The organism is Micromonospora violae, assembly GCF_004217135.1.
GTDB classification, from domain to species: Bacteria; Actinomycetota; Actinomycetes; order Mycobacteriales; family Micromonosporaceae; genus Micromonospora; species Micromonospora violae.
On the sequence record NZ_SHKK01000001.1, the window covers coordinates 4,929,564 to 4,952,525 of the forward strand.

Consider the following 22,962-nt stretch of genomic DNA (forward strand, 5'->3'; position numbering starts at 1 on the left):
CCAGGGTGTTACCAGCGGTAGTGCGCGAAGGCCTTGTTCGACTCGGCCATCTTGTGCGTGTCCTCGCGCCGCTTGACGGCGGCACCGAGGCCGTTGCTCGCGTCCAGCAGCTCGTTCATCAGCCGCTCGACCATGGTCTTCTCGCGGCGGGCGCGGGAGTAGGTGACCAGCCAGCGCAGGCCCAGGGTGGTCGCCCGGGTCGGGCGGACCTCGACCGGAACCTGGTAGGTGGCGCCACCGACTCGACGGCTACGCACCTCGAGGGTCGGCTTGACGTTGTCCATCGCCCGCTTGAGGGTGACGACCGGGTCGGTGCCGGACTTCTCGCGGCAGCCCTCGAGGGCCGCGTACACGATCGACTCGGCGAGCTGACGCTTGCCGCGCAGCAGGATCTTGTTCACCAGCTGGGTGACCAGCGGCGAGTTGTACACCGGGTCAGCGACCAGTGGCCGCCGCGGAGCGGGTCCCTTACGCGGCATGTCAGCTCTTCTCCTTCTTCGCGCCGTAACGGCTGCGCGCCTGCTTGCGGTTGCGGACACCCTGGGTGTCCAGCGAGCCGCGAACGATCTTGTAACGCACGCCGGGGAGATCCTTCACCCGGCCACCGCGAACGAGCACGATCGAGTGCTCCTGCAGGTTGTGACCGACGCCGGGGATGTAGGCGGTCACCTCGATCTGGCTGCTGAGCTTCACGCGAGCGACCTTGCGCAGCGCCGAGTTCGGCTTCTTCGGGGTGGTGGTGTACACGCGGGTGCACACGCCGCGCCGCTGAGGGGAACCCTTCAGCGCCGGGGTCTTGGTCTTGGTCGTCTTCGCCTGGCGGCCCTTTCGGACCAGCTGCTGGATCGTGGGCACCGGGTTTCTCCGCTCCCTTCGGCCGCATTCGCGACCGCGCCGTCTGCTCGTTAGCCGGCCTGATGACCGGCTCTCCTACATTCCGACCAGGGTCGCCTTGCGGAGACCCCGGCACCCGCGGTCGGGCGTGTCGCCCTCGTCACGGCCCGGTTGCGACGCTTTCGCGTGCGTACCGGGTTTTGTCACCGGCGCGCGGGTCGCCCCGCCCCGGATCCTTGGCCTGCCGTGCCGCCGTCCGTAAGCCGGAAACAGCGCACGCACGAGTTGCCCGGGCACGCCCGGGCACAAGGGGAAAGAGTACCTACCACAACCGCCCAGGTCAAAACGGAATGGCCCGGCGACTGTCTCACACCCGCCGGCCGGATCTCGTCCTGCCCCGTCGCCCGCGATGGGCACCTACGCGGACAAGTGTACCGGCTACCCCGCAGAAGCACCCATCGGCCCCGAGGGGCCACCGGAAGCCCGCCGCAGGCGACCGTCAGGTGCCGCAGCTGTCGGTGCTCACCCTCAGGTCAGGGCGAGCAGCAGGGCCAGACCCAGGCCAAGGACGCTGAGCAATGCCCCCACCGCGCCGCAGCTGATCCCGGCCATCGCCAGCCCACGGCCGGTGAACTGGACCGTCCCGGGCGCGGCCGGCCGGCTGATCTGCCGCCGGCCGAGCAGCCCGATGACGACCGCCGCACCGCCGGCCAGCACCCCCAGCGCGGTGAACGCTCCGGAGGCCCAGGCCCCGCCGTCGTTCGAGAAGCCCACTCCGAAGCAGATCACCAGGAGCGAGACCAGGACCGATGCGATCCCCGCCACCAGCGCCCCGATGGCCAGCCCGGAGGTGACCGGCGCCACGTCCAGGTGCACGACGCCGAACGGCGTACCCGAAACCGCCTCCACCCGCTTCGGCGGCCGGCGTTGGTCGTCGGTGGGCGGCGCTACCGGACCCCCCTGCGGGCCACCCCACCCGGGCGCGTGCCCCGGCGGCGGACCCCAGCCGTACGGCGCTCCCGGCGGTGGCGGCGGACCCCACCCGGGCGGCGCACCGGGCCCGGACGAGGGCGGACCCGAGCCGTACGGCGCACCCGGCGGCGGACCCCACCCCGGCGGCATACCCGGCCCGGACGACGGCGGACTCCAGCCCGGCGGTACACCGGGATTCGACGGCGGCGGACCCCAGCCGTGCGGCGTTCCCGGCCCGAACGAGGGCGGACCCCACCCGGGCGGCGCACCCGGCCCGGACGACGGCGGGCCCCATCCCTGCGGCGTCGACGTCGGCGCGCTGGAGACCGGGGACGGCTGGCCGGAGCCAGGCGCGGTGGTCGTGCCCCACGCGGTGTCTGGTGCCGGAGGCTGCGGGGGCGACACCGGCGGGTGTGACGGGCCACTCGGGTCCGGTCGCGCCCAGTCACTCGGCTCGGACGGAGGGGTCGGCGGGTCCGGTGGGCCGGCCGGTTCGTCCGCAGGGGGCCGCGCCGGTTCCGTCACGAGGTCCTCCTGTCGAAAGGCCGCCACGCCACACGGCGGACACCGGCCAGGCTACCGTCGCGCGCACTGCCGCCCGCGTCGGGCGCGGCCACCGACGACTCAGTCCATGTTCGTCGGGTAGTCGTGACCGAACGGGGTGCCGGCCAACCGGACCACACCGATCACCACCGCGGCCACCACGCTGACCGCGACCAGCAGCAGGCCGGCCCAGGCCATCCACTCCCCCCGTCGCAGCCAGACGCTGCCGGTCAGGAAACCCCCGGAGGCGTACGCCTCGCGGCGCGCCTGCCGGGCCAGTTGCAGGGCCACCGTGGCCGGCACCACGCCACCGATGAACAGCCCGGTCAGCATGCCGAGCAGGCCCAGCGCGAAGACCGCCCGTGCCTTCGTGGCGCGGGCCGGGTCCGGGTCCAGCGGGTGGCGCAGCCCCTGCTGGGCGACGGACACCTGCCCGGGTGCGGTCGTCATCCCTCCATCATGCCGAACCCGGCCCGGGGGTGGGTGGGCACGGACACGACGAGGCCCCCGGCTTTCACCGGGGGCCTCGTCGTGTGACTGGTGCTTAGCGGTACGACCCGAAGTCGAAGTCGTCCAGCGGCACGGCCTGCCCGCTGGCCGGCCCGAACCCGTAGTCGGTCTCCGGGTAACCGGTCATCGAGTAGACCTTGGCCTTGGCCTCCTCGGTCGGCTCGACCCGGACGTTGCGGTACTTGCTGATGCCGGTACCGGCCGGGATGAGCTTACCGATGATCACGTTCTCCTTGAGGCCGACCAGCGAGTCGCTGCGCGAGTTGATCGCAGCGTCGGTCAGCACCCGGGTGGTCTCCTGGAAGGAGGCCGCCGAGAGCCAGGAGTCGGTGGCCAGCGAGGCCTTGGTGATACCCATCAGCACCGGACGACCAGCGGCGGGCTCGCCGCCCTCCGAGACGAGCCGGCGGTTCTCCGACTCGAACAGCGCCCGGTCGACGAGCACGCCCGGCAGGAACTCGGTCGAGCCGGAGTCGATGACCGTCACCCGCTTGAGCATCTGGCGGATGATGATCTCGATGTGCTTGTCGTGGATGAGCACACCCTGCGAGCGGTAGACCTCCTGGACCTCACTGGTCAGGTGGACCTGGACCGCCCGCGGACCCATGATCCGCAGCAACTCGTGCGGGTCGATGGTGCCCTCGGTCAGCTTCTCGCCGACCGCGACGTGACCGCCGTCGTGGGTACGGAGCTTGACCCGCTTCGAGATCTTGTCGTAGACGATCTCGTCGCTGCCGTCGTCCGGCACCACGATGATCTTCCGCGAGCGCTCGCCGTCCTCGATCCGGATCCGACCGGGGGTGTCGGCGATGGGCGCCTTACCCTTCGGGACCCGAGCCTCGAAGATTTCCTGCACACGCGGCAGACCCTGGGTGATGTCCTCACCCGCGACACCACCGGTGTGGAAGGTACGCATCGTCAGCTGCGTACCGGGCTCACCGATGGACTGGGCGGCGATGATGCCGACCGCCTCGCCGATGTCGACCGACTTGCCGGTCGGCAGCGACCGGCCGTAGCAGGCCGCGCAGACGCCCAGCTTCGACTCACAGGTGAGCACGCTGCGCACCCGGACGGTCTCCACGCCAGCGGCGACGATCTTGTCGACCCCGATGGAGTTGATGTCCTGCCCGCGCTCGGCGACCACGGTGCCGTCCGGCCCCTTGATGTCGTCGGCGAGGGTACGGGCGTGCACGCTGGTCTCGGCGTGGGTGTGGACGACGAGCTTGCCGTCCAGCCGCTCGCCGATCTGCATCGGGATCGCCCGGTCGGTGCCGCAGTCCTCTTCGCGGATGATGACGTCCTGCGAGACGTCCACCAGACGACGGGTCAGGTAACCCGAGTCGGCGGTCCGCAGCGCGGTGTCGGCGAGACCCTTACGGGCACCGTGCGTGGAGATGAAGTACTCCAGCACGGACAGACCCTCCCGGTAGCTGGCCTTGATCGGCCGCGGGATGATCTCACCCTTGGGGTTGGCCACCAGACCACGGATCGCCGCGATCTGCCGGAGCTGGAGCAGGTTACCGCGAGCACCCGAGTTGATCATCTTCCACAGCGGGTTCTCCTGCGGCAGCGCGGTGTCCATCTCCTTGGCAACCTCGTTGGTCGCCTTGGTCCAGATCTCGATGAGCTCGCCGCGACGCTCCTCGGCGGTCATCAGACCACGCTGGTACTGCTTGTCGATCTGGTCGGCGTCCTTCTCGTACCGCGCCAGGATCTCCGCCTTGCGCGGCGGAGCGATGACGTCCTCCATGCCGATCGTCACGCCGGACCAGGTGGCCCAGTGGAAACCGGCCTCCTTGAGCCCGTCCAGGGTGGCGGCCAGCGCCACCTTGGGGAAGCGCTCGGCGAGGTCGTTGACGATCGCGGAGAGCTGACCCTTGCGGATCTCGTAGTTCACGAAGCGGTAGCCCTGCGGCAGCGTCTCGTTGAACAGCACCCGACCCAGGGTGGTCTCCACGGTCAGCGGGTCACCCTCGACCCAGCCCTCCGGGGCGGTCCACGCCTCGGCACCGGATCCGTTGTCGACCCCGATCACGTCACGCAGACGGATCTTCACCGGCGCCTGCAGGTGCAGCTCGCCGTTGTCGAAGGCCATCCGCGCCTCGGCGTCCGAGCTGAACGCCCGGCCCTCGCCCTTCTCACCGGCGGTGAGGTGGGTGAGGTGGTACAGACCGATGACCATGTCCTGGGTGGGCATGGTGACCGGCTTACCGTCGGCCGGCTTGAGGATGTTGTTCGACGACAGCATCAGGATCCGCGCCTCGGCCTGGGCCTCGGCGGACAGCGGCACGTGCACCGCCATCTGGTCACCGTCGAAGTCGGCGTTGAACGCGGTGCAGACCAGCGGGTGGATCTGGATCGCCTTGCCCTCGACCAGCTGCGGCTCGAAGGCCTGGATGCCCAGGCGGTGCAGGGTCGGCGCGCGGTTGAGCAGCACGGGGTGCTCGCCGATGACCTCTTCCAGCACGTCCCACACGACCGGGCGCTGACGCTCGACCATCCGCTTGGCGGACTTGATGTTCTGTGCGTGGTTGAGGTCGACCAGCCGCTTCATCACGAACGGCTTGAACAGCTCCAGTGCCATCTGCTTGGGCAGACCGCACTGGTGCAGCTTGAGCTTCGGGCCGACCACGATGACCGAACGGCCGGAGTAGTCGACGCGCTTGCCCAGCAGGTTCTGGCGGAAGCGGCCCTGCTTGCCCTTGAGCATGTCGGACAGCGACTTGAGCGGGCGGTTACCCGGACCGGTGACCGGCCGACCACGACGGCCGTTGTCGAACAGCGCGTCGACGGCCTCCTGGAGCATCCGCTTCTCGTTGTTGACGATGATCTCGGGCGCGCCGAGGTCGATCAGCCGCTTGAGGCGGTTGTTCCGGTTGATCACGCGGCGGTACAGGTCGTTCAGGTCCGAGGTCGCGAAGCGGCCACCGTCGAGCTGCACCATCGGGCGCAGGTCCGGCGGGATGACCGGGACGCAGTCCAGCACCATGCCGAGCGGCGAGTTGCGGGTGTTCAGGAACGCCGCGACGACCTTGAGTCGCTTGAGCGCCCGGATCTTCCGCTGGCCCTTGCCGGACCGGATGGTCTCCCGCAGGCTCTCGGCCTCGGCGTCGAGGTCCATGTTCTGGACCAGCGCCTTGATCGCCTCGGCACCCATGGAACCGGTGAAGTACTCACCGAACCGGTCGCGCAGCTCGCGGTAGAGCAGCTCGTCGGTGACCAGCTGCTTCGGCTCCAGCTTGCGGAAGGTGTCCAGCACCTCGTCCAGGCGGTCGATCTCGCGCTGGGCCCGGTCGCGGATCTGGCGCATCTCGCGCTCTCCGCCCTCCTTGACCTTGCGCCGGACGTCCGCCTTGGCACCCTCGGCCTCCAGCTCGGCCAGGTCGGCCTCGAGCTTGGCGGCCCGCTTCTCGATCTCCGAGTCGCGGCTGTTCTCGGACTGCCGCTTCTCGGCCAGGATCTCGTTCTCGATCGTCGAGAGGTCACGGTGACGCGACTCGGCGTCAACGCTCGTCACGACGTACGAGGCGAAGTAGATGATCTTCTCGAGATCCTTGGGCGCGAGGTCCAGCAGGTAGCCCAGCCGGCTCGGAACGCCCTTGAAGTACCAGATGTGGGTCACCGGAGCGGCGAGCTCGATGTGCCCCATCCGCTCACGGCGAACCTTGGAGCGGGTCACCTCGACGCCGCAGCGCTCACAGATGATGCCCTTGAACCGGACGCGCTTGTACTTACCGCAGTAGCACTCCCAGTCCCGCTGCGGACCGAAGATCTTCTCGCAGAAGAGCCCGTCCTTTTCCGGCTTCAGGGTGCGGTAGTTGATGGTCTCAGGCTTCTTGACCTCGCCGTGCGACCACTGACGGATGTCGTCGGCGGTGGCGAGACCAATGCGCAGCTCGTCGAAGAAGTTGACGTCGAGCACTATGTCCCCTATGTCGTCGTCTGTACTGCTAATTCTCGGGTGGGGTCGGGGGCCGGTGAGCCGGCCCCCGACCGCTCACCTCAGACCTCTTCGACCGAGCTCGGCTCGCGCCGGGACAGGTCGATGCCCAGCTCCTCAGCGGCCCGGAACACCTCGTCGTCGGTCTCGCGCATCTCCAGGGCCACACCGTCGCTGGAGAGCACCTCAACATTGAGGCACAGCGACTGCAGCTCCTTGAGCAGCACCTTGAACGACTCCGGGATGCCCGGCTCCGGGATGTTCTCGCCCTTGACGATGGCCTCGTAGACCTTCACCCGGCCGAGCACGTCGTCGGACTTGATCGTGAGCAGCTCCTGCAGGGCGTAGGCAGCGCCGTACGCCTGCATCGCCCAGCACTCCATCTCACCGAAACGCTGACCACCGAACTGCGCCTTACCACCCAGCGGCTGCTGCGTGATCATCGAGTACGGGCCGGTCGACCGAGCGTGGATCTTGTCGTCGACCAGGTGGTTGAGCTTCAGGATGTAGACGTAGCCGACCGCGATCGGGTCCGGCAGCGGCTCACCGGAACGACCGTCGAACAGCTGCGCCTTGCCGGTACGACCGATCAGCTGCTTGCCGTCCCGGTTGGGCAGGGTCGACTCGAGCAGACCGGAGATCTCCTCCTCGCGGGCACCGTCGAAGACCGGGGTGGCCACGTTGGTGTCCCCCTCGGACTCGTGCGCGTCGATCGAGCGGAGCTGGCGCTTCCACTCGGCGTCGTCGCCCTCGACCTTCCAACCGGTCTTGGCGACCCAACCGAGGTGGGTCTCCAGAACCTGACCGATGTTCATCCGGCTCGGCACACCGAGCGGGTTGAGCACGATGTCGACCGGGGTGCCGTCCTCCAGGAACGGCATGTCCTCGACCGGCAGGATCTTCGAGATGACGCCCTTGTTGCCGTGCCGGCCGGCGAGCTTGTCGCCGTCCTGGATCTTGCGCTTCTGGGCGACGTAGACCCGGACCAGCTCGTTGACGCCCGGCGGCAACTCGTCGCCGTCCTCGCGGGAGAAGGTACGCACACCGATGACCGTGCCGGTCTCGCCGTGCGGCACCTTCAGCGAGGTGTCCCGAACCTCACGCGCCTTCTCACCGAAGATCGCGCGGAGCAGCCGCTCCTCCGGGGTCAGCTCGGTCTCACCCTTGGGCGTGACCTTGCCGACCAGGATGTCACCGGGGACGACCTCGGCACCGATCCGGATGATGCCGCGCTCGTCGAGGTCAGCGAGCATTTCCTCGCTGACGTTCGGGATGTCGCGGGTGATCTCCTCCGGACCGAGCTTGGTGTCCCGAGCGTCGACCTCGTGCTCCTCGATGTGGATCGAGGTGAGCACGTCCTGCTGCACGAGGCGCTGCGACAGGATGATCGCGTCCTCGTAGTTGTGGCCCTCCCAGCACATGAACGCCACCAGCAGGTTGCGTCCGAGCGCCATCTCGCCCTCGTCGGTGCACGGACCGTCGGCGATGACCTGACCGGCCTCGACGCGGTCGCCCTCGAAGACGACCGGCTTCTGGTTGACGCAGGAGCCGGCGTTGGAGCGGCGGAACTTGTGCAGCAGGTACGTCCGGCGGTGGCCGTCATCCTGGTGGATGGTGACGTAGTCGGCGCAGAGATCCTCGATCACACCGCCGACCTCGGCGACCACCACGTCGCCAGCGTCGACCGCGGCCCGGTACTCCATGCCCGTACCCACGAGCGGCGCCTCGGCCTTGACCAGCGGCACCGCCTGGCGCTGCATGTTCGCGCCCATCAGTGCCCGGTTGGCGTCGTCGTGCTCGAGGAACGGAATCATCGCGGTCGCGACCGAGGTCATCTGCCGGGGCGAGACGTCCATGTAGTCGACGGCGGCGGGGACGACGTCCTCGGTCTCGCCGCCCTTACGACGGCAGAGCACCCGGTCCTCGGCGAACGTGCCGTCCGCCTTCAGGCGCGCGTTGGCCTGGGCCTTGACGAACCGGTCCTCCTCGTCTGCGGTCAGGTAGTCGATCTGGTCGGTGACCCGACCGTCGACGACCTTCCGGTACGGCGTCTCGATGAAGCCGAACGGGTTGACCCGGGCGAAGGTGGACAGCGCGCCGATCAGGCCGATGTTCGGGCCTTCCGGCGTCTCGATCGGGCACATCCGGCCGTAGTGGGACGGGTGCACGTCGCGGACCTCGAAGCCGGCCCGCTCCCGGGACAGACCACCCGGGCCGAGCGCACTCAGCCGACGCCGGTGGGTCAGGCCCGCCAGCGGGTTGGTCTGGTCCATGAACTGGGACAGCTGGGACGTCCCGAAGAACTCCTTGATCGCCGCCACCACCGGGCGGATGTTGATCAGGGTCTGCGGGGTGATCGCCTCGACGTCCTGCGTGGTCATCCGCTCACGGACGACCCGCTCCATCCGGGACAGGCCGACCCGAACCTGGTTCTGGATCAGCTCGCCCACGGTACGGAGGCGCCGGTTGCCGAAGTGGTCGATGTCGTCGGCCTCGTAGCCGTCCTCACCGGCGTGCAGCCGGCACAGGTACTCCACGGTGGCGACGATGTCGTCCTCGGTCAGCGTGCCGGTGGTGATCGGCACGTCGACTTCGAGCTTCTTGTTGAACTTGTAGCGCCCGACCTTGGCGACGTCGTACCTCTTCGGGTTGAAGAAGAGGTTGTCGAGCAGGGTCTGGGCGTTCTCGCGCGTCGGCGGCTCGCCAGGGCGCAGCTTGCGGTAGATGTCGAGCAGCGCCTCATCGGCGCCGGCGATGTGGTCCTTCTCGAGCGTGGTCATCATCAGCTCGGACCAGCCGAACCGCTCACGGATCCGCTCGGCCGACCATCCGATGGCCTTGAGCAGGACGGTGACGGCCTGCCGACGCTTACGGTCGATGCGTACGCCGACCGTGTCGCGCTTGTCGATGTCGAACTCCAGCCAGGCACCCCGACTCGGGATGACCTTGACGCTGGAGAGGTCGCGGTCGGAGGTCTTGTCCGGCTGCTTGTCGAAGTACACGCCCGGAGACCGGACGAGCTGGCTGACCACGACGCGCTCGGTGCCGTTGATGACGAAGGTGCCCTTGGGCGTCATCATCGGGAAGTCACCCATGAACACCGTCTGGCTCTTGATCTCGCCAGTGGTGTTGTTGGTGAACTCCGCGGTCACGAAGAGCGGAGCGCAGTAGGTCAGGTCCTTCTCCTTGCACTCCTCGATCGAGGCCTTGACCTCGTCGAAGCGCGGCGCTGAGAAGGAGAGCGACATGGTGCCGGAGAAGTCCTCAATGGGACTGATCTCTTCAAGGATCTCCGCGAGACCCGATCGTGCGTGCGGGTCGTCCGCCGACCGGCCCTGCCAAGCCTCGTTGCCGACGAGCCAGTCGAAGGACTCGTTCTGGATGGCAAGGAGGTTGGGGACCTCGAGGTGTTCGGTGATCCTGCCGAATGAAACTCGGCGGGGAGCGAATGCGCTCGACGTACGACTGGTCTTCGCAGGGCGGGAAGCTGCCAAGATGCGTCCTTCCGAGGACCGGTGCTGCAGAACGGCTGGTACGCGTGCACTCCAATGACCCCACCAGAAATATCCGTAAACGGACATTTCCGAGCAGGGGTCAAGTCGGAAGGCAGCGCAAACTAGCAGTGTAGCCGAGAGGCTAACCGCTGTCCAGCCCACCCCGCAGGTAGTTTGCGGAGCGCGCCTCGGCCCCCGTCAACCGGGGTCTGCCGGGCCGCTCAGAACGCAACTCCCCACTGGGCCGCTCGGGTTACCGCGGCTGATGGTGCCGCCGCTGTCATACCCACGTCGTGGCCGTCGCAAGCGCGGTGTCTTGCTGGTGTCAGCGTGCCTGGCAGCCCCGGGCCGCGTCAAGGGCCGGTATTCGCCTCGCTCCGTGTTTCCCCCGGAGGAGCGACCCACCGCCCTCGATCCGGTCGACAGAGTCGCTGGTCGGAGGCCAGCTCAGGCCGATCGGAGCCAACTCCACCAATACGGCGGGCGGCGATCCGTGTCGGATCACCGCCCGCCGCGACGCGTTGGTGTCCCGGCTCATGAGCCGGGTACGCGTTGGTGGAACGTCAGGTCACTTGAGGGTGACCTTGGCGCCCTCACCCTCGAGCTTGGCCTTCGCCTTGTCGGCGGTCTCCTTGTTGACCTTCTCCAGGATGGCCTTCGGCGCGGACTCGACCGCGTCCTTGGCCTCCTTGAGGCCCAGGCCGGTCAGCTCACGCACGACCTTGATGACCTGGATCTTCTTGCCGCCGTCAGCCTCGAGGATGACGTCGAACTCGTCCTTCTCCTCCTCGGCCGGGGCAGCAGCGCCACCGGCGCCACCGCCGGCAGCGGCAACCGCGACCGGAGCAGCGGCGGTGACCTCGAAGGTCTCCTCGAACTGCTTCACGAACTCAGAGAGCTCGATCAGCGTCATCTCCTTGAACGCGTCGAGCAGCTCGACGGTGCTGAGCTTCGCCATATCTGGCGTCCTTTCCTGATTCTGTTAAGTAAGAACTGGTGCGCCGTGGGGGCCTCAGGCCGCCTCGGCGCCCTCCTTCTCGCGCTTGTCCTGCAGTGCAGCCGCCAGACGGGCGGTCTTCGACAGCGGGGCCTGGAACAGGGCCGCGGCCTTGCTCAGGTTGCCCTTCATCGCGCCGGCCAGCTTGGCCAGCAGCACCTCGCGGGACTCCAGGTCGGCGAGCTTCGTGACCTCGGCCGCGGAAATGGCCTTGCCCTCGAAGACACCGCCCTTGATGACGAGCTTCGGGTTGGCCTTCGCGAAGTCGCGAAGCCCCTTCGCCGCCTCGACGACGTCGCCCGAAACGAAAGTCAGCGCGGTAGGACCGGTGAACAGCTCGTCGAGGCCGGTGATGCCCGCGTCCGTCGCGGCACGCTTAGCCAGCGTGTTCTTCGCGACCGTGTAGCTGGTATCGGCGCCGAGCGAGCGCCGAAGCTGGGTGAGCTGGGAAACCGTCAGACCGCGGTACTCGGTCAGCACGGTGGCGCCCGAGCTACGGAAGCTTTCGGTCAGCTCAGCGACGGCCGTGGCCTTGTCGGCCCGGATCGGCTTGTCCGCCATGTCCCTCCTCTCTCGTTAGTCGAGGCTGGTCCCCGTCTTGGCCGAAGCCGGAACGGGGGCGGAGGCAGCGCGACAACGAAAAAGCCCCGGCGCAGGGCGCACGGGGCGAGGGCCGGTGGATCACCATGGTCGGCGGACCAGGTTCACTGCCGAGTTACGCTTGCCGCCCTACGCGGGTCGCCCGTTGTCGCGGGACCTTCGACCATGCCGAAGCACGGTGACCAGCGGTCTCTGGGTGGTTCCTCATCCATGAGAACACGGATGACGGTGTGAAGAGTACGCGCCCCGGCCACCAGCACCAAATCGCGCCCTGTGAGCCGCGCCACCACCGCCAGCGCCGGTCAGCCCTGGGCGCGCCGCCGCCACAGGTAACCGCCGGCGACCGCAGCGCTCCAGGCCAGCGCCCACCCGCTCAGCCCCAGCAGGGTCAGCGCGGCGGCCTCCCCGCCCGTGGCACGAGCGGCGGCCATGATCGGCGGCGCCAGCCAGGGGACCACCGAACCGGACAGGCCGAACACCACCGCGCCGACTCCGCCCAGGGCCAACACCGCGACGCCGTACCCGGCGCCACCCACCGACGCCCGGCTCGCCAACGCCCCAAGAGCAACCGCCGCCGGTACGACCAGCAGGTGCACCCACGCACCCAGCGCGAGCCCGACCGGAATCGACCGGTCCCCCGGGTCGACCGGACCGGTCACCCCGCCCACCAACCACGGAAAGAGCAGCGCGATGGCCACCGTCACCAGCGCCGCCACTCCGGCGGCGAACAGCCCGGCCAGCCGCTCCCGCGCCACCCCGAGCGTCACCTGCGCCAACCGACGCTGCACGTCCGGCTCGACGTCCAACAAGATCTTGGTCTGCCAGGCGAGCACCGGGAAGAGCACCACCGCGGAGACGCCGTACGCCTCCGCCGGCTGGGCCCGGCCGCCGCCGTAGAGGGTGCCGAGCGCGATCAAGCCGGCCAGCAACGGCGCCACCGCCCGACCGGTGCGCAGGAAACCGGCCAACCGCATCCGGATCAGCGCGCTCACCGGGCCTCCCCCGCCGCCGGCCCGAGCACCGGGTCGGTGCCCTCCGGCTGCTCCGCCGCCAACTCCCCGGCCACCCCGAGCGACGGCTCGGCGGGTCGGGCAGCACCGGCCACCCGGAGCGGCTCGGCGGGTCGCGCCTGAGATGCGACGGTGGAGGCGTCGGCGCGTACCCGCAGCACCTGGTGGCCCTCGGCGCGCAACCGGGCGACGGTGCCGGCGACCCGCGCGGCCGGCACCGCGACCTCGACCACCGCGATCGTCTCGTCCGTCGACGGCGTCTCCTCGGAGAGCGTGCCGTCGGCCACCAACCAGCGGCGCGCGCCCGGCAACCGGACCGTCTCGCCACGGTGGTCGCTGACCAGGACGGACCCGTTCGCGGCGAGCACCTCGTCGATCAACTCGGGCACCAACTCGCGGGTAGCGGCGTCCAACCCCTCCCACGGCTCGTCGAGCACCAGCAGGCCGGGCGGGCGCAGCATCGCCTGAGCGAGGCCGACCTTCTGCGCGGTGCCCTTGGACAGCTCAGGCAACCGGACCGAGCGGAAGGCGGACAGCCCGAGCCGGTCGGTCCAGGAGGAGACCGCCTCGTCGGCCGCAGCCCGGCCCAGCCCCGCCACCCGGGCCATCCCGGTCAGGTAGCGGGTCACCGTGAACGGCTGGTCAGCGGGGAACCGCTCCGGCACCCAGCCCACCCGCGCCGGCCGGTCGGTGACCCGGCCCCGGCCCGGCCAGAGAACCCCCGCGGCCACCTGGAGCAGCGTTGACTTGCCCACCCCGTTGCGGCCCAGCACGATCGCCACCTCGCCGGGACCGATCCGCACATCGACGCCGTGCAGCACCCACGGCCCCCGCCGGTGGTACCGCAACCAGACGTTCTCCAGTCGCATGGGTCCGAGCCTGCCACACCTCGAACGCGCAGGGGCGCCGCCACAGTCGTGGCGGCGCCCCTGCGAGGCGAACTGTCGACTCAGGCGTCGGCCTGGTCCTCCCGAAGGTTCTTCACCAGGTTCGGGTCGACCGGGACACCCGGGCCCATCGTGGTGGTCAGGATGACCTTGCGGAGGTACTTGCCCTTGGCCGCGGACGGCTTGGCCCGCAGCACCTCGTCGAGCACCGCGGCGTAGTTGTCCACCAGCTGGCCCTCGGTGAAGGAGGCCTTGCCGATGATCAGGTGCAGGTTGGAGTGCTTGTCCACCCGGAAGGTGATCTTGCCGCCCTTGATGTCCTGCACCGCCTTGGTGACGTCCATGGTCACCGTGCCGGTCTTCGGGTTCGGCATGAGACCGCGCGGGCCCAGGATCCGCGCGATCCGGCCGATCTTGGCCATCTGGTCCGGCGTGGCGATCGCCGCGTCGAAGTCGAGCCAACCACCCTGGATCCGGGCGACCAGCTCATCGGTGCCCACCTCGTCCGCACCCGCGGCGGCAGCCTCTTCGGCCTTCGCGCCGCTGGCGAACACGATCACGCGGGCGGTCTTACCGGTGCCGTGCGGCAGGTTGACCGTGCCGCGGACCATCTGGTCCGCCTTGCGGGGGTCGACGCCGAGGCGCATGGCGACCTCGACCGTGGCGTCGAACTTGACGTTGGTGGTCTCCTTGGCCAGCTTCACGGCCTCGGTGGGGGTGTAGAGCTTCGACCGGTCGATGACATCGGCGGCCTTGCGGTAGCTCTTGCTGCGCTGCATTGCTGATTACTCCTGTGGTCTCTGGCGGGCCGCTCGGCGCGAGCCCTCCCACGGTCGGAACGAAGGTCGGGACCGACGTCAGTCGTTGACGGTGATGCCCATCGACCGGGCGGTGCCGGCGATGATCTTCTCGGCCTGGTCGAGGCTGTTGGCGTTGAGGTCGGCCATCTTCTTCTCGGCGATCTCACGCAGCTGAGCGCGGCTGACCGAGCCGACCTTCTCGGCCTGCGGAACACCCGAACCCTTCTGCACGCCGGCGGCCTTGATCAGCAGCCGGGCAGCGGGCGGGGTCTTCAGGACGAACGTGAAGGACCGGTCCTCGTACACGCTGATCTCGGCCGGGACGATGTCGCCCCGCTGAGACTCGGTCTGCGCGTTGTAGGACTTGCAGAACTCCATGATGTTCACGCCGTGCTGGCCGAGCGCGGGGCCGACCGGCGGCGCCGGCGTGGCCTGGCCCGCCGGCAGCTGAAGCGTGAACGTCTTGACGAGCTTCTTCTTCGGAGGCATGTCACTTCCTGGGGCTTGGAGCTGGGAAAAAGCGGCTGTCGCCGCCCTCGGGCGCGCACGGTCAGCGCGGTGCGACAGCGGCGACATTCAAGAGTAGCGCAGGCCGCAGCCCACTCGTCCGCCGAGGTCGAGCGAGAGCGCGTACGCCGACGTCGGCGGCGGGTCGGACCCGCCGCCGACGACCAATCAGATCTTGGCGACCTGGTTGAAGTTGAGCTCCACCGGAGTCTCGCGACCGAAGATCGACACCAGCACCTTGAGCTTCTGCTGGTCGGCGTTGATCTCGCTGATCGTGGCCGGCAGCGAGGCGAACGCACCGTCGGTGACGGTGACGGAGTCGCCCACCTCGAAGTCGAGGACCTTGATCTCCGGCTTCGCCTTCTTCTGCTCGGTCTCCACGGCCGGCGCCAGCCACTTCAGCACCTCGTCGAGCGAGAGCGGGGCGGGCCGGTCGGCCCGGTCGGTCGCACCGACGAAGCCGGTCACACCCGGGGTGTTCCGGACGCAGGAGTAGGACTCGGCGGTCAGCTCCATCCGGACCAGGATGTAGCCCGGGAAGACCTTGGCCTGGATCTGCGAACGCTTACCGTTCTTGACCTCGACCTCTTCCCGGGTCGGCACCTCGACCTGGTAGATGAAGTCTTCCATGTCGAGGCTCGTGATCCGGGTCTCGAGGTTGGTCTTGACCTTGTTCTCGTAGCCGGCGTACGAGTGCACCACGTACCAGTCACCCGGCGCGTAGCGCAGCTTCTGCCTCAGCTCCGCGACGGGGTCGTAGTCCTCGTCCGGTGCGGGCTCGGTCGTTGCGAACTCCGGCTCGCTGGCGGCCTCAACCGACTCGTCACCAGCCGCCGTCGCGACCGTGGACTGATCGTCCACCGGTCCGGCGGTCTCGTCGTACTCAGGCACGCTCGCTCACTTCCGTCACTATGGCTGGAGGCAGCCGGTCAGTCCGAGTTGCCAAAGACAAACAACACGACCTTGGCGAAGCCGAAGTCCAGCACACCCACGATCGTCAGCATCACCGCGACGAACGCCACCACCACGGCGGTGTAGGTCAGCAACTCCTTGCGGGTCGGCCAGATGACCTTACGCAGTTCGGCTACGACCTCGCGGAAGAACCGGGCGATGCGGCCGAAGACGCCCACCCGACCCGTTTCCGACCGGGTGGTCGGCCGGCTGTCCGCCGACTCCGCCCGGGCACGGGACCGCGTGGCGGTGCCTCCCCGGGAAACCGGCTCGTCCGCGCTGGAGGCGTCGTCGTCGGCTACCTCGTCGACGACCTCGTCGTCCAGACGATCGTCGCCGGCGTCCTCGCCGTGCCGCTTGTTGTCGGCCACTTCGCCCTCCGTCGCGGAATCTTGGGTCGCACGCCGAGCGGCGTACGCGGCGCTGGTCACGCCGGCCGGACCCAACCGTCCCGCGACGGGCCGCGGCCGGCGGATCACCCGGAGGGCCCGATTGCCTCGGAACCACCCCGCCGATGCCACCACCACGGGCCGGACGCCGCCAAGCTGGCGGCGCGACCCACGGGAACGGTCAGGCCTGAGGCGCAGGGGTGACAGGACTTGAACCTGCAGCCTGCGGTTTTGGAGACCGCTGCTCTGCCAATTGAGCTACACCCCTATGCGGCAACACTCGCCCCACGCGGCCACAGACGACCGAGCAGGGGTCACTTGCCCCACGGCGGACCAGTGTACGGGTAGCCGCCCGACTTTCCCAACCGGTCTCTCCGCCACGCGTGGCGGGCTCGGTTCAGCGCGCCGTCCGGATGGTCGCCCGCGCCTGCGACAGCACCTTCTCACCCAGACAGGTGGCGGTCACCTCGAGTCGGGTGAGACCGTCCTCGGTCACCTCCCGCACCCGCGCGGTGACCTCGATCTCGGTGCCCTGGTCGTCGTCCGGGACCACCACCGGCCGGGTGAAACGCACGCCGTACTCGACCACCGCGTCCGGCGACCCGGCCCACTCGGTCACCGCCCGCCCCACCAGCGCCATGGTGAACATGCCGTGGGCGATCACCCCGGGCAGACCCACCTTGGTGGCGACCCGGTCGCTCCAGTGGATCGGGTTGAAGTCGCCCGAGGCCCCGGCGTAGCGGATCAGGTCCGCCCGGGTCACCTGAAACGTCTGTGCTGGCAACTCCATCTCACGCCTCCCCACGGATGACATACCTGGCCCAGACCGCGACCACAGGTTCCCCGCCGACGGTGCTCACGTCGGTGCGCGTGGTCAGGAAGCCGTGCCCACCCCGGGTGCTGACGTCCTCGATGGTGTTGGTGCAGACCAGCTCGTCGCCTGCGACCACCGGCCGGGTGTACGCGAACCGCTGGTCGCCATGGACCAGACGGCTGTAGTCGACACCCAGGGCCGGGTCCTCGATGATCTGGCGGCTCGCGGCCATCGTCACGATCACCGGGAACGTCGGCGGGGCCACCACGTCGGGGTGGCCCAGCGCCTGCGCGGCCGCCGGGTCATGGTGGGCCGCGTCGGTGGCGCCGATGGCGCTGGCGAACTCGCGGATCTTTTCTCGGCCCACCAGGTAGGGGGCGGTCGGCGGATAGGTCCGGCCGACGAAAGAAGGGTCCAGAGGCATGCCGCGAACCTACACGGAAAGCCCTATCGCCGACCCGACCGGTAGGTGGCGGCGGAGCCGCACCAAACCGGTCAGATCGGCGATAGGAAAGCTTCGACAGCGGCCGGCCCGAAAGGCCGGCCAGCGATCAGCGGGTCTCGCGGTGGACCGTGTGCCGACCATCACGCGGGCAGAACTTCTTCAGCTCGATGCGGTCGGGGTCGTTGCGCCGGTTCTTGCGCGTGATGTAGTTGCGCTCCTTGCACTCCACACACGCCAAAGTGATCTTCGGCCGGACATCGGTAGCCTTCGCCACGGCGGAGTGCCTTCCTCGCTAACGGAAACAACTACGACGCGCCAGCCTAGACGCTGACAGCGCGGACATGCAAAGTGGGCGCCAGAAGCGCCCATTCTTACGACCACCGGCAACTAGCCCGGAAGACGAGAGTAGCGGTGGCCGGACTTGAACCGGCGACACAGCGATTATGAGCCGCTTGCTCTACCATCTGAGCTACACCGCTGCGATGGGTCCAGCTGAACCCTCGAGCCCCCTTACGGAATCGAACCGTAGACCTTCTCCTTACCATGGAGACGCTCTGCCGACTGAGCTAAGGGGGCCTGCGCGATCTCCCCGTGGGGCGCGCAGGAGTAAGAGTACACGGCCCGGCTCGACAGGTGAAATCGGATCCCCCGTGATCGTCCGTGCCCTGCTCAGGGCACGACACGAAGGCGCGGCAACTCCCCGTTGGAGATTGTTTCCGGCTCCACCTGCGCACCGAACCAGGCCGCCAACCGCTCGTACGGCAGCGGCCTGCTGAACAGGAAGCCCTGCCCGATCTCACAGCCGATGTCCTGGAGAAGCTCCAGGGTCAGCTCGCTCTCCACCCCCTCGGCCACCACGGCCAAGCCGAACTGCTGGGAGAGAGTCACCACCGCGTTGACGATCGCCAGGTCCCCCGGATCGGTCGCCATGCCCTGCACGAAGGAGCGGTCCACCTTCACCTCGTGCACCGGCAGCCGCCGCAGGTGCGCCAGGGACGAGTCGCCGGTGCCGAAGTCGTCCACCGACAGCCGTACGCCAAGATCCCGCAACCGTTGCAGGGTGGGGATCGGCCGGTCCGTGCCGTCCAGCACCCCCGACTCGGTGATCTCCAGGGTGAGGCGCTGCGCCGGCACCTTGTACTCGGCCAGCAACTCCTGGACCCGGTCCGGGAAGTGCTGATCGATGAGCGTACGGGCCGAGAGGTTGACCGCGATGGGCAGCGGCTGGTCGGCCAGCGCCCAGTCCCGACTGCGGCGAAGACCCTCGCGGAGCACCACCTCGGTGAGCCGGCTCAACTGGCCGGTGTGCTCGGCCACCGCCACGAAGTCCTCCGGAGCGACCGTGCCGTGCGCCGGGTGCTCCCACCGGGCCAGGCACTCGACACCCACCAGGCGCCGATCCCGCAGAGTCACCTTGGGCTGGAAGTAGACCTCCAGCTCGCCCTGGTCCAGGGCTCGGCGCAGATCGCCGGCCAGGCCCAGCCGGCGCAGCGAACGGGACTCCAGCGCCGGGTTGAACAGCTGCACGCTGCCCGGCACCGACTTGGCCGCCGTGGCGGCGAGGTCGACCCGAAGCAGCAGGGTCGCCGCGTCGCTGCCATGATCCGGGTGTACGGCCACCCCGACGGCGGTGTTCACGTCGAGGGTGAGCGCGTCGAAGACCATCTCGTCACGGATCTGGTCGCGCAGCTGGGCCGCCAGCTCAAGCGCGGCCTCGGCGCTCTCCAACCGCAGCGTCACCAGAAACTCGTCCCCGCCGGCACGGCCCACCAGAGCCGACGACGGCGCGCTGGCCCGCAACCGGGTGGCGACCTCGATGAGGACCTTGTCCCCGGCCGCGTGCCCCAGCGACTCGTTGACCTGCCGCAGGCCGTCGACGTCGAAGAGCAGCAGCGCCACCACCTCACCCGGCGCGCGGATCTTGACCGACTCATCCAGTGCCCCGGTGATCCGCCGACGATTGGGCAGCCCGGTCAACGTGTCGTGGTGCGCATCGTGCCGAAGCCGGTCGACCAGTCGCGAATTCTCCAGGGCCACGGCCGCGTGCGCGGCGACCGTCTCGAAGACGGGAATGTCTCCGGACGTGAAGTGCCCGACGTCGCTGAGCCGGTTGACCACCTCCAGCGTGCCGATCACCGCCTGGCCGGAGTAGAGCGGCACAACGATGATGTCCTTCACGCCGGTGTTGTGCAGCGACGCCCGCAGGCCCTCCTCGCCTCCGAGGCGGACCCCCATCGCCAGACTGCGGCGCTGACGTCGGGCCTCCTCACGCAGGATCACCGGCGTCGGCGACGTGTCCAGCAGGCCGGCGTCGTCGACCCGCGCGGTCAGCATCACCTCCGGGTGACGCCCCTGCGCCGGCAGCCACAGCGTCGCGTACTCGGCCTGCATGAGCCCCCGGATCCGACCGAGGAGGACGTCGGCGAGGTTGCCGCTCTGCCCGTTGGCGGTCATCGCCTGGGTGAGTTCGTACATGTCGCCGAGGGTCCGGTGCTGACGGAAGAACTGCTCGTACGACCGGTAGACCTTCGCGAGCGCCGCCGCGAGCACGACGATCAGCACCGACGACCACCAGGTTGTGTGCACCGCGATCAGGACGACCAGCCCGACGACGATGTTGACACCGGAGGTCAGCAGGGGCGGCAACGCGTTGCGCAGCACGCCCAGTGCCGCCTGCCACCCGTGCATGATCGCGATGACGCCCGCCACACCGGCCAAGGTCGAGATGAGGATCGTGCTGGCAGCGACGAAGAGCACAGCCCACGTCCGTGGCCCGACGTTGCCGTCCACCGGCGGGAGCGCCAGCAGCACGAGGCCGGCGAGCGATGCGGCGGCGGAGGCGTTGGCGACGTTGAAGGCCAGCTTCGCCGGGCCGAAGCGGTAACGCAGATGGGTGATCAGCGTCGAGAGCGTGTACGCCGCCACCACCATCAGTGGAGGCAGGAAGAAGAACGCCACCACGAGGGGAATCTCGGTGAGCCGCGAGCCGAAGGACTGCCGCCCGATGACGAAGTTGAGCATCGGCAGGCCGGCAACCACCATCACAGCCAGCAGAACTGCGGCGAGGCCCCAGGACCGGAAGTGGTCCTGACTGACCAACCCGATGATCGTTGAGAAGATCGCGGCCGCGAACGCCAGCGGCCCGGTGATGAACCACGCGTACTGAGCCGGGCGGCTAGGAGACCCAGAGCCGCCTGACGCGGACCGGCGGTCGGCCATACCACTCCTTACCGGTCACTGCGACAGAATCATGCACTGCCGGTGAACGAGGCTGGCGACACCGTCAGCCGTGGCGTGGGTGCCGCCTGCCTCGGCCTAGCGGAGTGGTGCTGTCCAGACGAAATCGAAAGCTTGGAACTCCCCGAAGCCGGAAGCCCCGCCAGCCACTACCGCGAGAGCCAGCACTGCAACCACCATGCCGACCCGCCGGGCCAGCCTTTGACCAGACATCGTGTGCTCCTCATGGCAGGGGTGTCGGGAAGGCAAGATTCCACGATGGTGCCACACGAGGCGCAACCCGCAAAGCGGTCGGACGGTTGAGCAGCGCGGGCCCGACCAGTCGGCCCGAGGGTTTCAACGACGGATGCCCAGCAAGGTCGTTGGCTCGCCGGGTGAGGCGCGCAGATGATGCGTGTTCAAGTTATAGCCGCAATTTGCATCTACGTCATGGATGCCGCTTCCAGGCCCAAAGCCCGCCTCCCGTGCAAAGCCGGCAGGCAACTCCCCCACTGCGATGACACCGGCCGGACGGGTTCGCAACCGGTGACCAGTTGAACACAACAATCCTCCGGGATCCATAGGATCGGAGCCTCTCGATTATCACAGCCACAGGCAGGCGCTTCGAGTCTCTGTAGCCTTCGCGACGGATCGACGGACTCCATACGTTTCCCGCTGGCGTCTGGTCGTCGGTGTTCGGGCGGTGGCGGTGAACGGACCCGCACGGCCCGCGTCCAGGGCCAGATGGCGAGGGCTCGGACCTACCGGCTCGGACCTACCGCAGCGGCCGGAACGCGGCCCGCACCTCGGCAGCGAAGAGCTCCGGTTCCTCCCAGGCCGCGAAGTGGCCGCCGCGGTCCGCCTCGTTGAAGTACGTCAGGCCGGGGTAGACCGCCTCGGCCCAGCTGCGCGGAGCGGCCCAGATCTCGCCGGGGAAGGTGGTGAAACCGACCGGAACGGCGACCGGCGGCGGAGCCTGACCGGAAGCCATGGCCGCCGCCTGGAACCGTCCCAGCTCCCAGTACCACCGGGCGGACGAGGCGCCGGTGGCGGTCAGCCAGTACAGGGTGACGTTGTCGACGATGGACTCGCGGGTGAGGCCGCCCGTCGTCGCACCGTCGACGAACGCCCGGGACATCTTGTAGTAGCTGTCCGTGTCATGGTCGAACATCCAGGCAGCCAGCCCGACCGGCGAATCCAGCAGGGAGTACCCGATCGTCTGCGGTCGAGTGGACTGCTCCAGGAAGTAGCCGAAGCCGTCCTTCGCAAACAGGTTCAGCGCGTCGAGCGCCGCGCGCTCCTGCGCCGACTCCGCAGGCAGTTGGTCCTTGATGCCGATCGCCCCGGCGAGCAGGTTGACGTGGATGCCGAGCAGCCCTTCGGGCCCCTGGCGGCCCATCGCGTCCGTGACGGCAGCGCCCACATCGCCCCCCTGTGCGACGTAGCGCGAGTAGCCGAGACGCTGCATCAGCACCGCCCAGGCCCGCGCCATGCGGTTGGAGTCCCAGCCGGGCTCGGTCGGTTCTCCGGAAAAGCCATAGCCGGGCAGGGATGGCAGCACCAGGTGGAAGGCGTCCTCCGGAGAGCCACCGTGCGCGGTCGGGTCGGTGAGCGGACCGACCACCCCGAGCAGCTCGACGACCGAACCCGGCCAACCGTGCGTCATGATCAGCGGCAGCGCGTCCTCGTGCTGCGACCGTACGTGAATGAAGTGGATCTCGACGCCGTCGATGCTCGTCGTGTACTGCGGCAACGCGTTCAGCTTCGTCTCGAACGCACGCCAGTCGTGGTCGGTCACCCAGTAGCGGGCCACCTCCTGCATCGTCGCCAACTGCACCCCCTGGGAGCGGTCGGTGACCAACTCGCGACTGGGCCAGCGGGTAGCCGCAATCCGGCGACGCAGATCGGCGAGCGCGTCCTCCGACGTGTCGAGCCGGAAGGGACGAATTTCGGTGTCGTTCGGCATCTTCCCCACCGCCAGGTTGCGTCGGCTCGCGCCAGAGCACCGACGGTGCTCGCACTCGCCCAGTCTCACAGCGGGCCAGCTCCCCCG

General features: G+C 68.8%; 19 protein-coding genes and 3 tRNA genes. All 22 read right to left on the reverse strand.

Translation table 11 applies throughout. The features are described 5' to 3' along the window. Positions 1 to 8: 8 nt before the first annotated feature. Positions 9 to 479, reverse strand: coding sequence for a 30S ribosomal protein S7 (gene rpsG, locus EV382_RS21995; RefSeq protein WP_007465317.1), 471 nt, complete (start codon positions 477 to 479; stop codon positions 9 to 11). Between the two features lies 1 nt (position 480). Then, positions 481 to 855: a 30S ribosomal protein S12 gene (rpsL, locus tag EV382_RS22000; RefSeq protein WP_007465318.1), complete on the reverse strand. Its 375-nt coding sequence runs from the start codon at positions 853 to 855 to the stop codon at positions 481 to 483. A gap of 507 nt (positions 856 to 1,362) precedes the next feature. Then, positions 1,363 to 1,743, reverse strand: coding sequence for a hypothetical protein (locus EV382_RS22005; RefSeq protein WP_130404737.1), 381 nt, complete (start codon positions 1,741 to 1,743; stop codon positions 1,363 to 1,365). Between the two features lie 687 nt (positions 1,744 to 2,430). Then, the gene (locus tag EV382_RS22010) at positions 2,431 to 2,799 is read right to left on the reverse strand and encodes a hypothetical protein (RefSeq protein WP_130404739.1); all 369 of its coding nucleotides are present in this window, start codon (positions 2,797 to 2,799) and stop codon (positions 2,431 to 2,433) included. A gap of 94 nt (positions 2,800 to 2,893) precedes the next feature. Then, positions 2,894 to 6,781 (reverse strand): DNA-directed RNA polymerase subunit beta', encoded by a 3,888-nt coding sequence (locus EV382_RS22015; protein ID WP_130404741.1) that lies wholly within the window; start codon positions 6,779 to 6,781, stop codon positions 2,894 to 2,896. A gap of 80 nt (positions 6,782 to 6,861) precedes the next feature. Further along, positions 6,862 to 10,293, reverse strand: coding sequence for a DNA-directed RNA polymerase subunit beta (rpoB, locus tag EV382_RS22020; RefSeq protein WP_130404743.1), 3,432 nt, complete (start codon positions 10,291 to 10,293; stop codon positions 6,862 to 6,864). A 568-nt stretch (positions 10,294 to 10,861) separates the two neighbouring features. Beyond that, entirely contained in the window at positions 10,862 to 11,251 is a 390-nt protein-coding gene (rplL, locus tag EV382_RS22025) for a 50S ribosomal protein L7/L12 (protein ID WP_099848686.1), read from the reverse strand. Between the two features lie 54 nt (positions 11,252 to 11,305). Beyond that, on the reverse strand, positions 11,306 to 11,851 hold the full coding sequence (gene rplJ / locus EV382_RS22030; protein ID WP_030329872.1) for a 50S ribosomal protein L10: 546 nt from the start codon (positions 11,849 to 11,851) through the stop codon (positions 11,306 to 11,308). A 341-nt stretch (positions 11,852 to 12,192) separates the two neighbouring features. Continuing rightward, complete coding sequence (locus tag EV382_RS22035) at positions 12,193 to 12,882, reverse strand: hypothetical protein (protein WP_130404745.1); 690 nt, start codon at positions 12,880 to 12,882, stop codon at positions 12,193 to 12,195. Further along, positions 12,879 to 13,769 (reverse strand): ABC transporter ATP-binding protein, encoded by an 891-nt coding sequence (locus EV382_RS22040; RefSeq protein WP_130404747.1) that lies wholly within the window; start codon positions 13,767 to 13,769, stop codon positions 12,879 to 12,881. Before EV382_RS22040 ends, EV382_RS22035 begins: the two co-directional genes overlap by 4 nt. A gap of 80 nt (positions 13,770 to 13,849) precedes the next feature. Further along, positions 13,850 to 14,566 (reverse strand): 50S ribosomal protein L1, encoded by a 717-nt coding sequence (gene rplA / locus EV382_RS22045; protein WP_130404749.1) that lies wholly within the window; start codon positions 14,564 to 14,566, stop codon positions 13,850 to 13,852. 78 nt (positions 14,567 to 14,644) lie between these two features. Then, positions 14,645 to 15,076, reverse strand: a complete 432-nt coding sequence (gene rplK, locus EV382_RS22050) for a 50S ribosomal protein L11 (RefSeq protein WP_130404751.1) — start codon at positions 15,074 to 15,076, stop codon at positions 14,645 to 14,647. A 186-nt stretch (positions 15,077 to 15,262) separates the two neighbouring features. Next, on the reverse strand, positions 15,263 to 15,985 hold the full coding sequence (nusG, locus tag EV382_RS22055) for a transcription termination/antitermination protein NusG (protein WP_130404753.1): 723 nt from the start codon (positions 15,983 to 15,985) through the stop codon (positions 15,263 to 15,265). Positions 15,986 to 16,023: 38 nt separating this feature from the next. Beyond that, the gene (secE, locus tag EV382_RS22060; protein WP_130404755.1) at positions 16,024 to 16,416 is read right to left on the reverse strand and encodes a preprotein translocase subunit SecE; all 393 of its coding nucleotides are present in this window, start codon (positions 16,414 to 16,416) and stop codon (positions 16,024 to 16,026) included. Between the two features lie 213 nt (positions 16,417 to 16,629). Further along, positions 16,630 to 16,702: transfer RNA gene (locus tag EV382_RS22065), tRNA-Trp, on the reverse strand. 129 nt (positions 16,703 to 16,831) lie between these two features. After that, on the reverse strand, positions 16,832 to 17,224 hold the full coding sequence (locus EV382_RS22070) for a MaoC family dehydratase (RefSeq protein WP_130404757.1): 393 nt from the start codon (positions 17,222 to 17,224) through the stop codon (positions 16,832 to 16,834). A 1-nt stretch (position 17,225) separates the two neighbouring features. Then, positions 17,226 to 17,672, reverse strand: coding sequence for an FAS1-like dehydratase domain-containing protein (locus EV382_RS22075; protein WP_130404759.1), 447 nt, complete (start codon positions 17,670 to 17,672; stop codon positions 17,226 to 17,228). Between the two features lie 127 nt (positions 17,673 to 17,799). Further along, entirely contained in the window at positions 17,800 to 17,967 is a 168-nt protein-coding gene (gene rpmG / locus EV382_RS22080; RefSeq protein ID WP_007073056.1) for a 50S ribosomal protein L33, read from the reverse strand. 132 nt (positions 17,968 to 18,099) lie between these two features. Beyond that, positions 18,100 to 18,172 (reverse strand) — tRNA-Met (locus tag EV382_RS22085). A 24-nt stretch (positions 18,173 to 18,196) separates the two neighbouring features. Further along, a tRNA-Thr gene (locus EV382_RS22090) sits at positions 18,197 to 18,269 on the reverse strand. 93 nt (positions 18,270 to 18,362) lie between these two features. Beyond that, a complete protein-coding gene (locus tag EV382_RS22095; protein WP_130404761.1) occupies positions 18,363 to 20,912 on the reverse strand; it encodes a putative bifunctional diguanylate cyclase/phosphodiesterase in 2,550 nt (849 codons plus the stop codon). A gap of 772 nt (positions 20,913 to 21,684) precedes the next feature. After that, positions 21,685 to 22,875, reverse strand: coding sequence for an epoxide hydrolase family protein (locus tag EV382_RS22100; protein ID WP_130404763.1), 1,191 nt, complete (start codon positions 22,873 to 22,875; stop codon positions 21,685 to 21,687). Positions 22,876 to 22,962: the final 87 nt, after the last annotated feature.

Excerpts from the sequence above, each read along its gene's own strand:
- rpsG (WP_007465317.1), bottom strand. The coding sequence starts at position 479 with ATGCCGCGTAAGGGACCCGCTCCGCGGCGGCCACTGGTCGCTGACCCG.
- EV382_RS22010 (WP_130404739.1), bottom strand. The coding sequence starts at position 2,799 with ATGACGACCGCACCCGGGCAGGTGTCCGTCGCCCAGCAGGGGCTGCGC.
- rplL (WP_099848686.1), bottom strand. The coding sequence starts at position 11,251 with ATGGCGAAGCTCAGCACCGTCGAGCTGCTCGACGCGTTCAAGGAGATG.
- rplJ (WP_030329872.1), bottom strand. The coding sequence starts at position 11,851 with ATGGCGGACAAGCCGATCCGGGCCGACAAGGCCACGGCCGTCGCTGAG.
- EV382_RS22040 (WP_130404747.1), bottom strand. The coding sequence starts at position 13,769 with ATGCGACTGGAGAACGTCTGGTTGCGGTACCACCGGCGGGGGCCGTGG.
- rplA (WP_130404749.1), bottom strand. The coding sequence starts at position 14,566 with ATGCAGCGCAGCAAGAGCTACCGCAAGGCCGCCGATGTCATCGACCGG.
- rplK (WP_130404751.1), bottom strand. The coding sequence starts at position 15,076 with ATGCCTCCGAAGAAGAAGCTCGTCAAGACGTTCACGCTTCAGCTGCCG.
- EV382_RS22070 (WP_130404757.1), bottom strand. The coding sequence starts at position 17,224 with ATGGAGTTGCCAGCACAGACGTTTCAGGTGACCCGGGCGGACCTGATC.
- EV382_RS22075 (WP_130404759.1), bottom strand. The coding sequence starts at position 17,672 with ATGCCTCTGGACCCTTCTTTCGTCGGCCGGACCTATCCGCCGACCGCC.
- EV382_RS22095 (WP_130404761.1), bottom strand. The coding sequence starts at position 20,912 with ATGGCCGACCGCCGGTCCGCGTCAGGCGGCTCTGGGTCTCCTAGCCGC.
- EV382_RS22100 (WP_130404763.1), bottom strand. The coding sequence starts at position 22,875 with ATGCCGAACGACACCGAAATTCGTCCCTTCCGGCTCGACACGTCGGAG.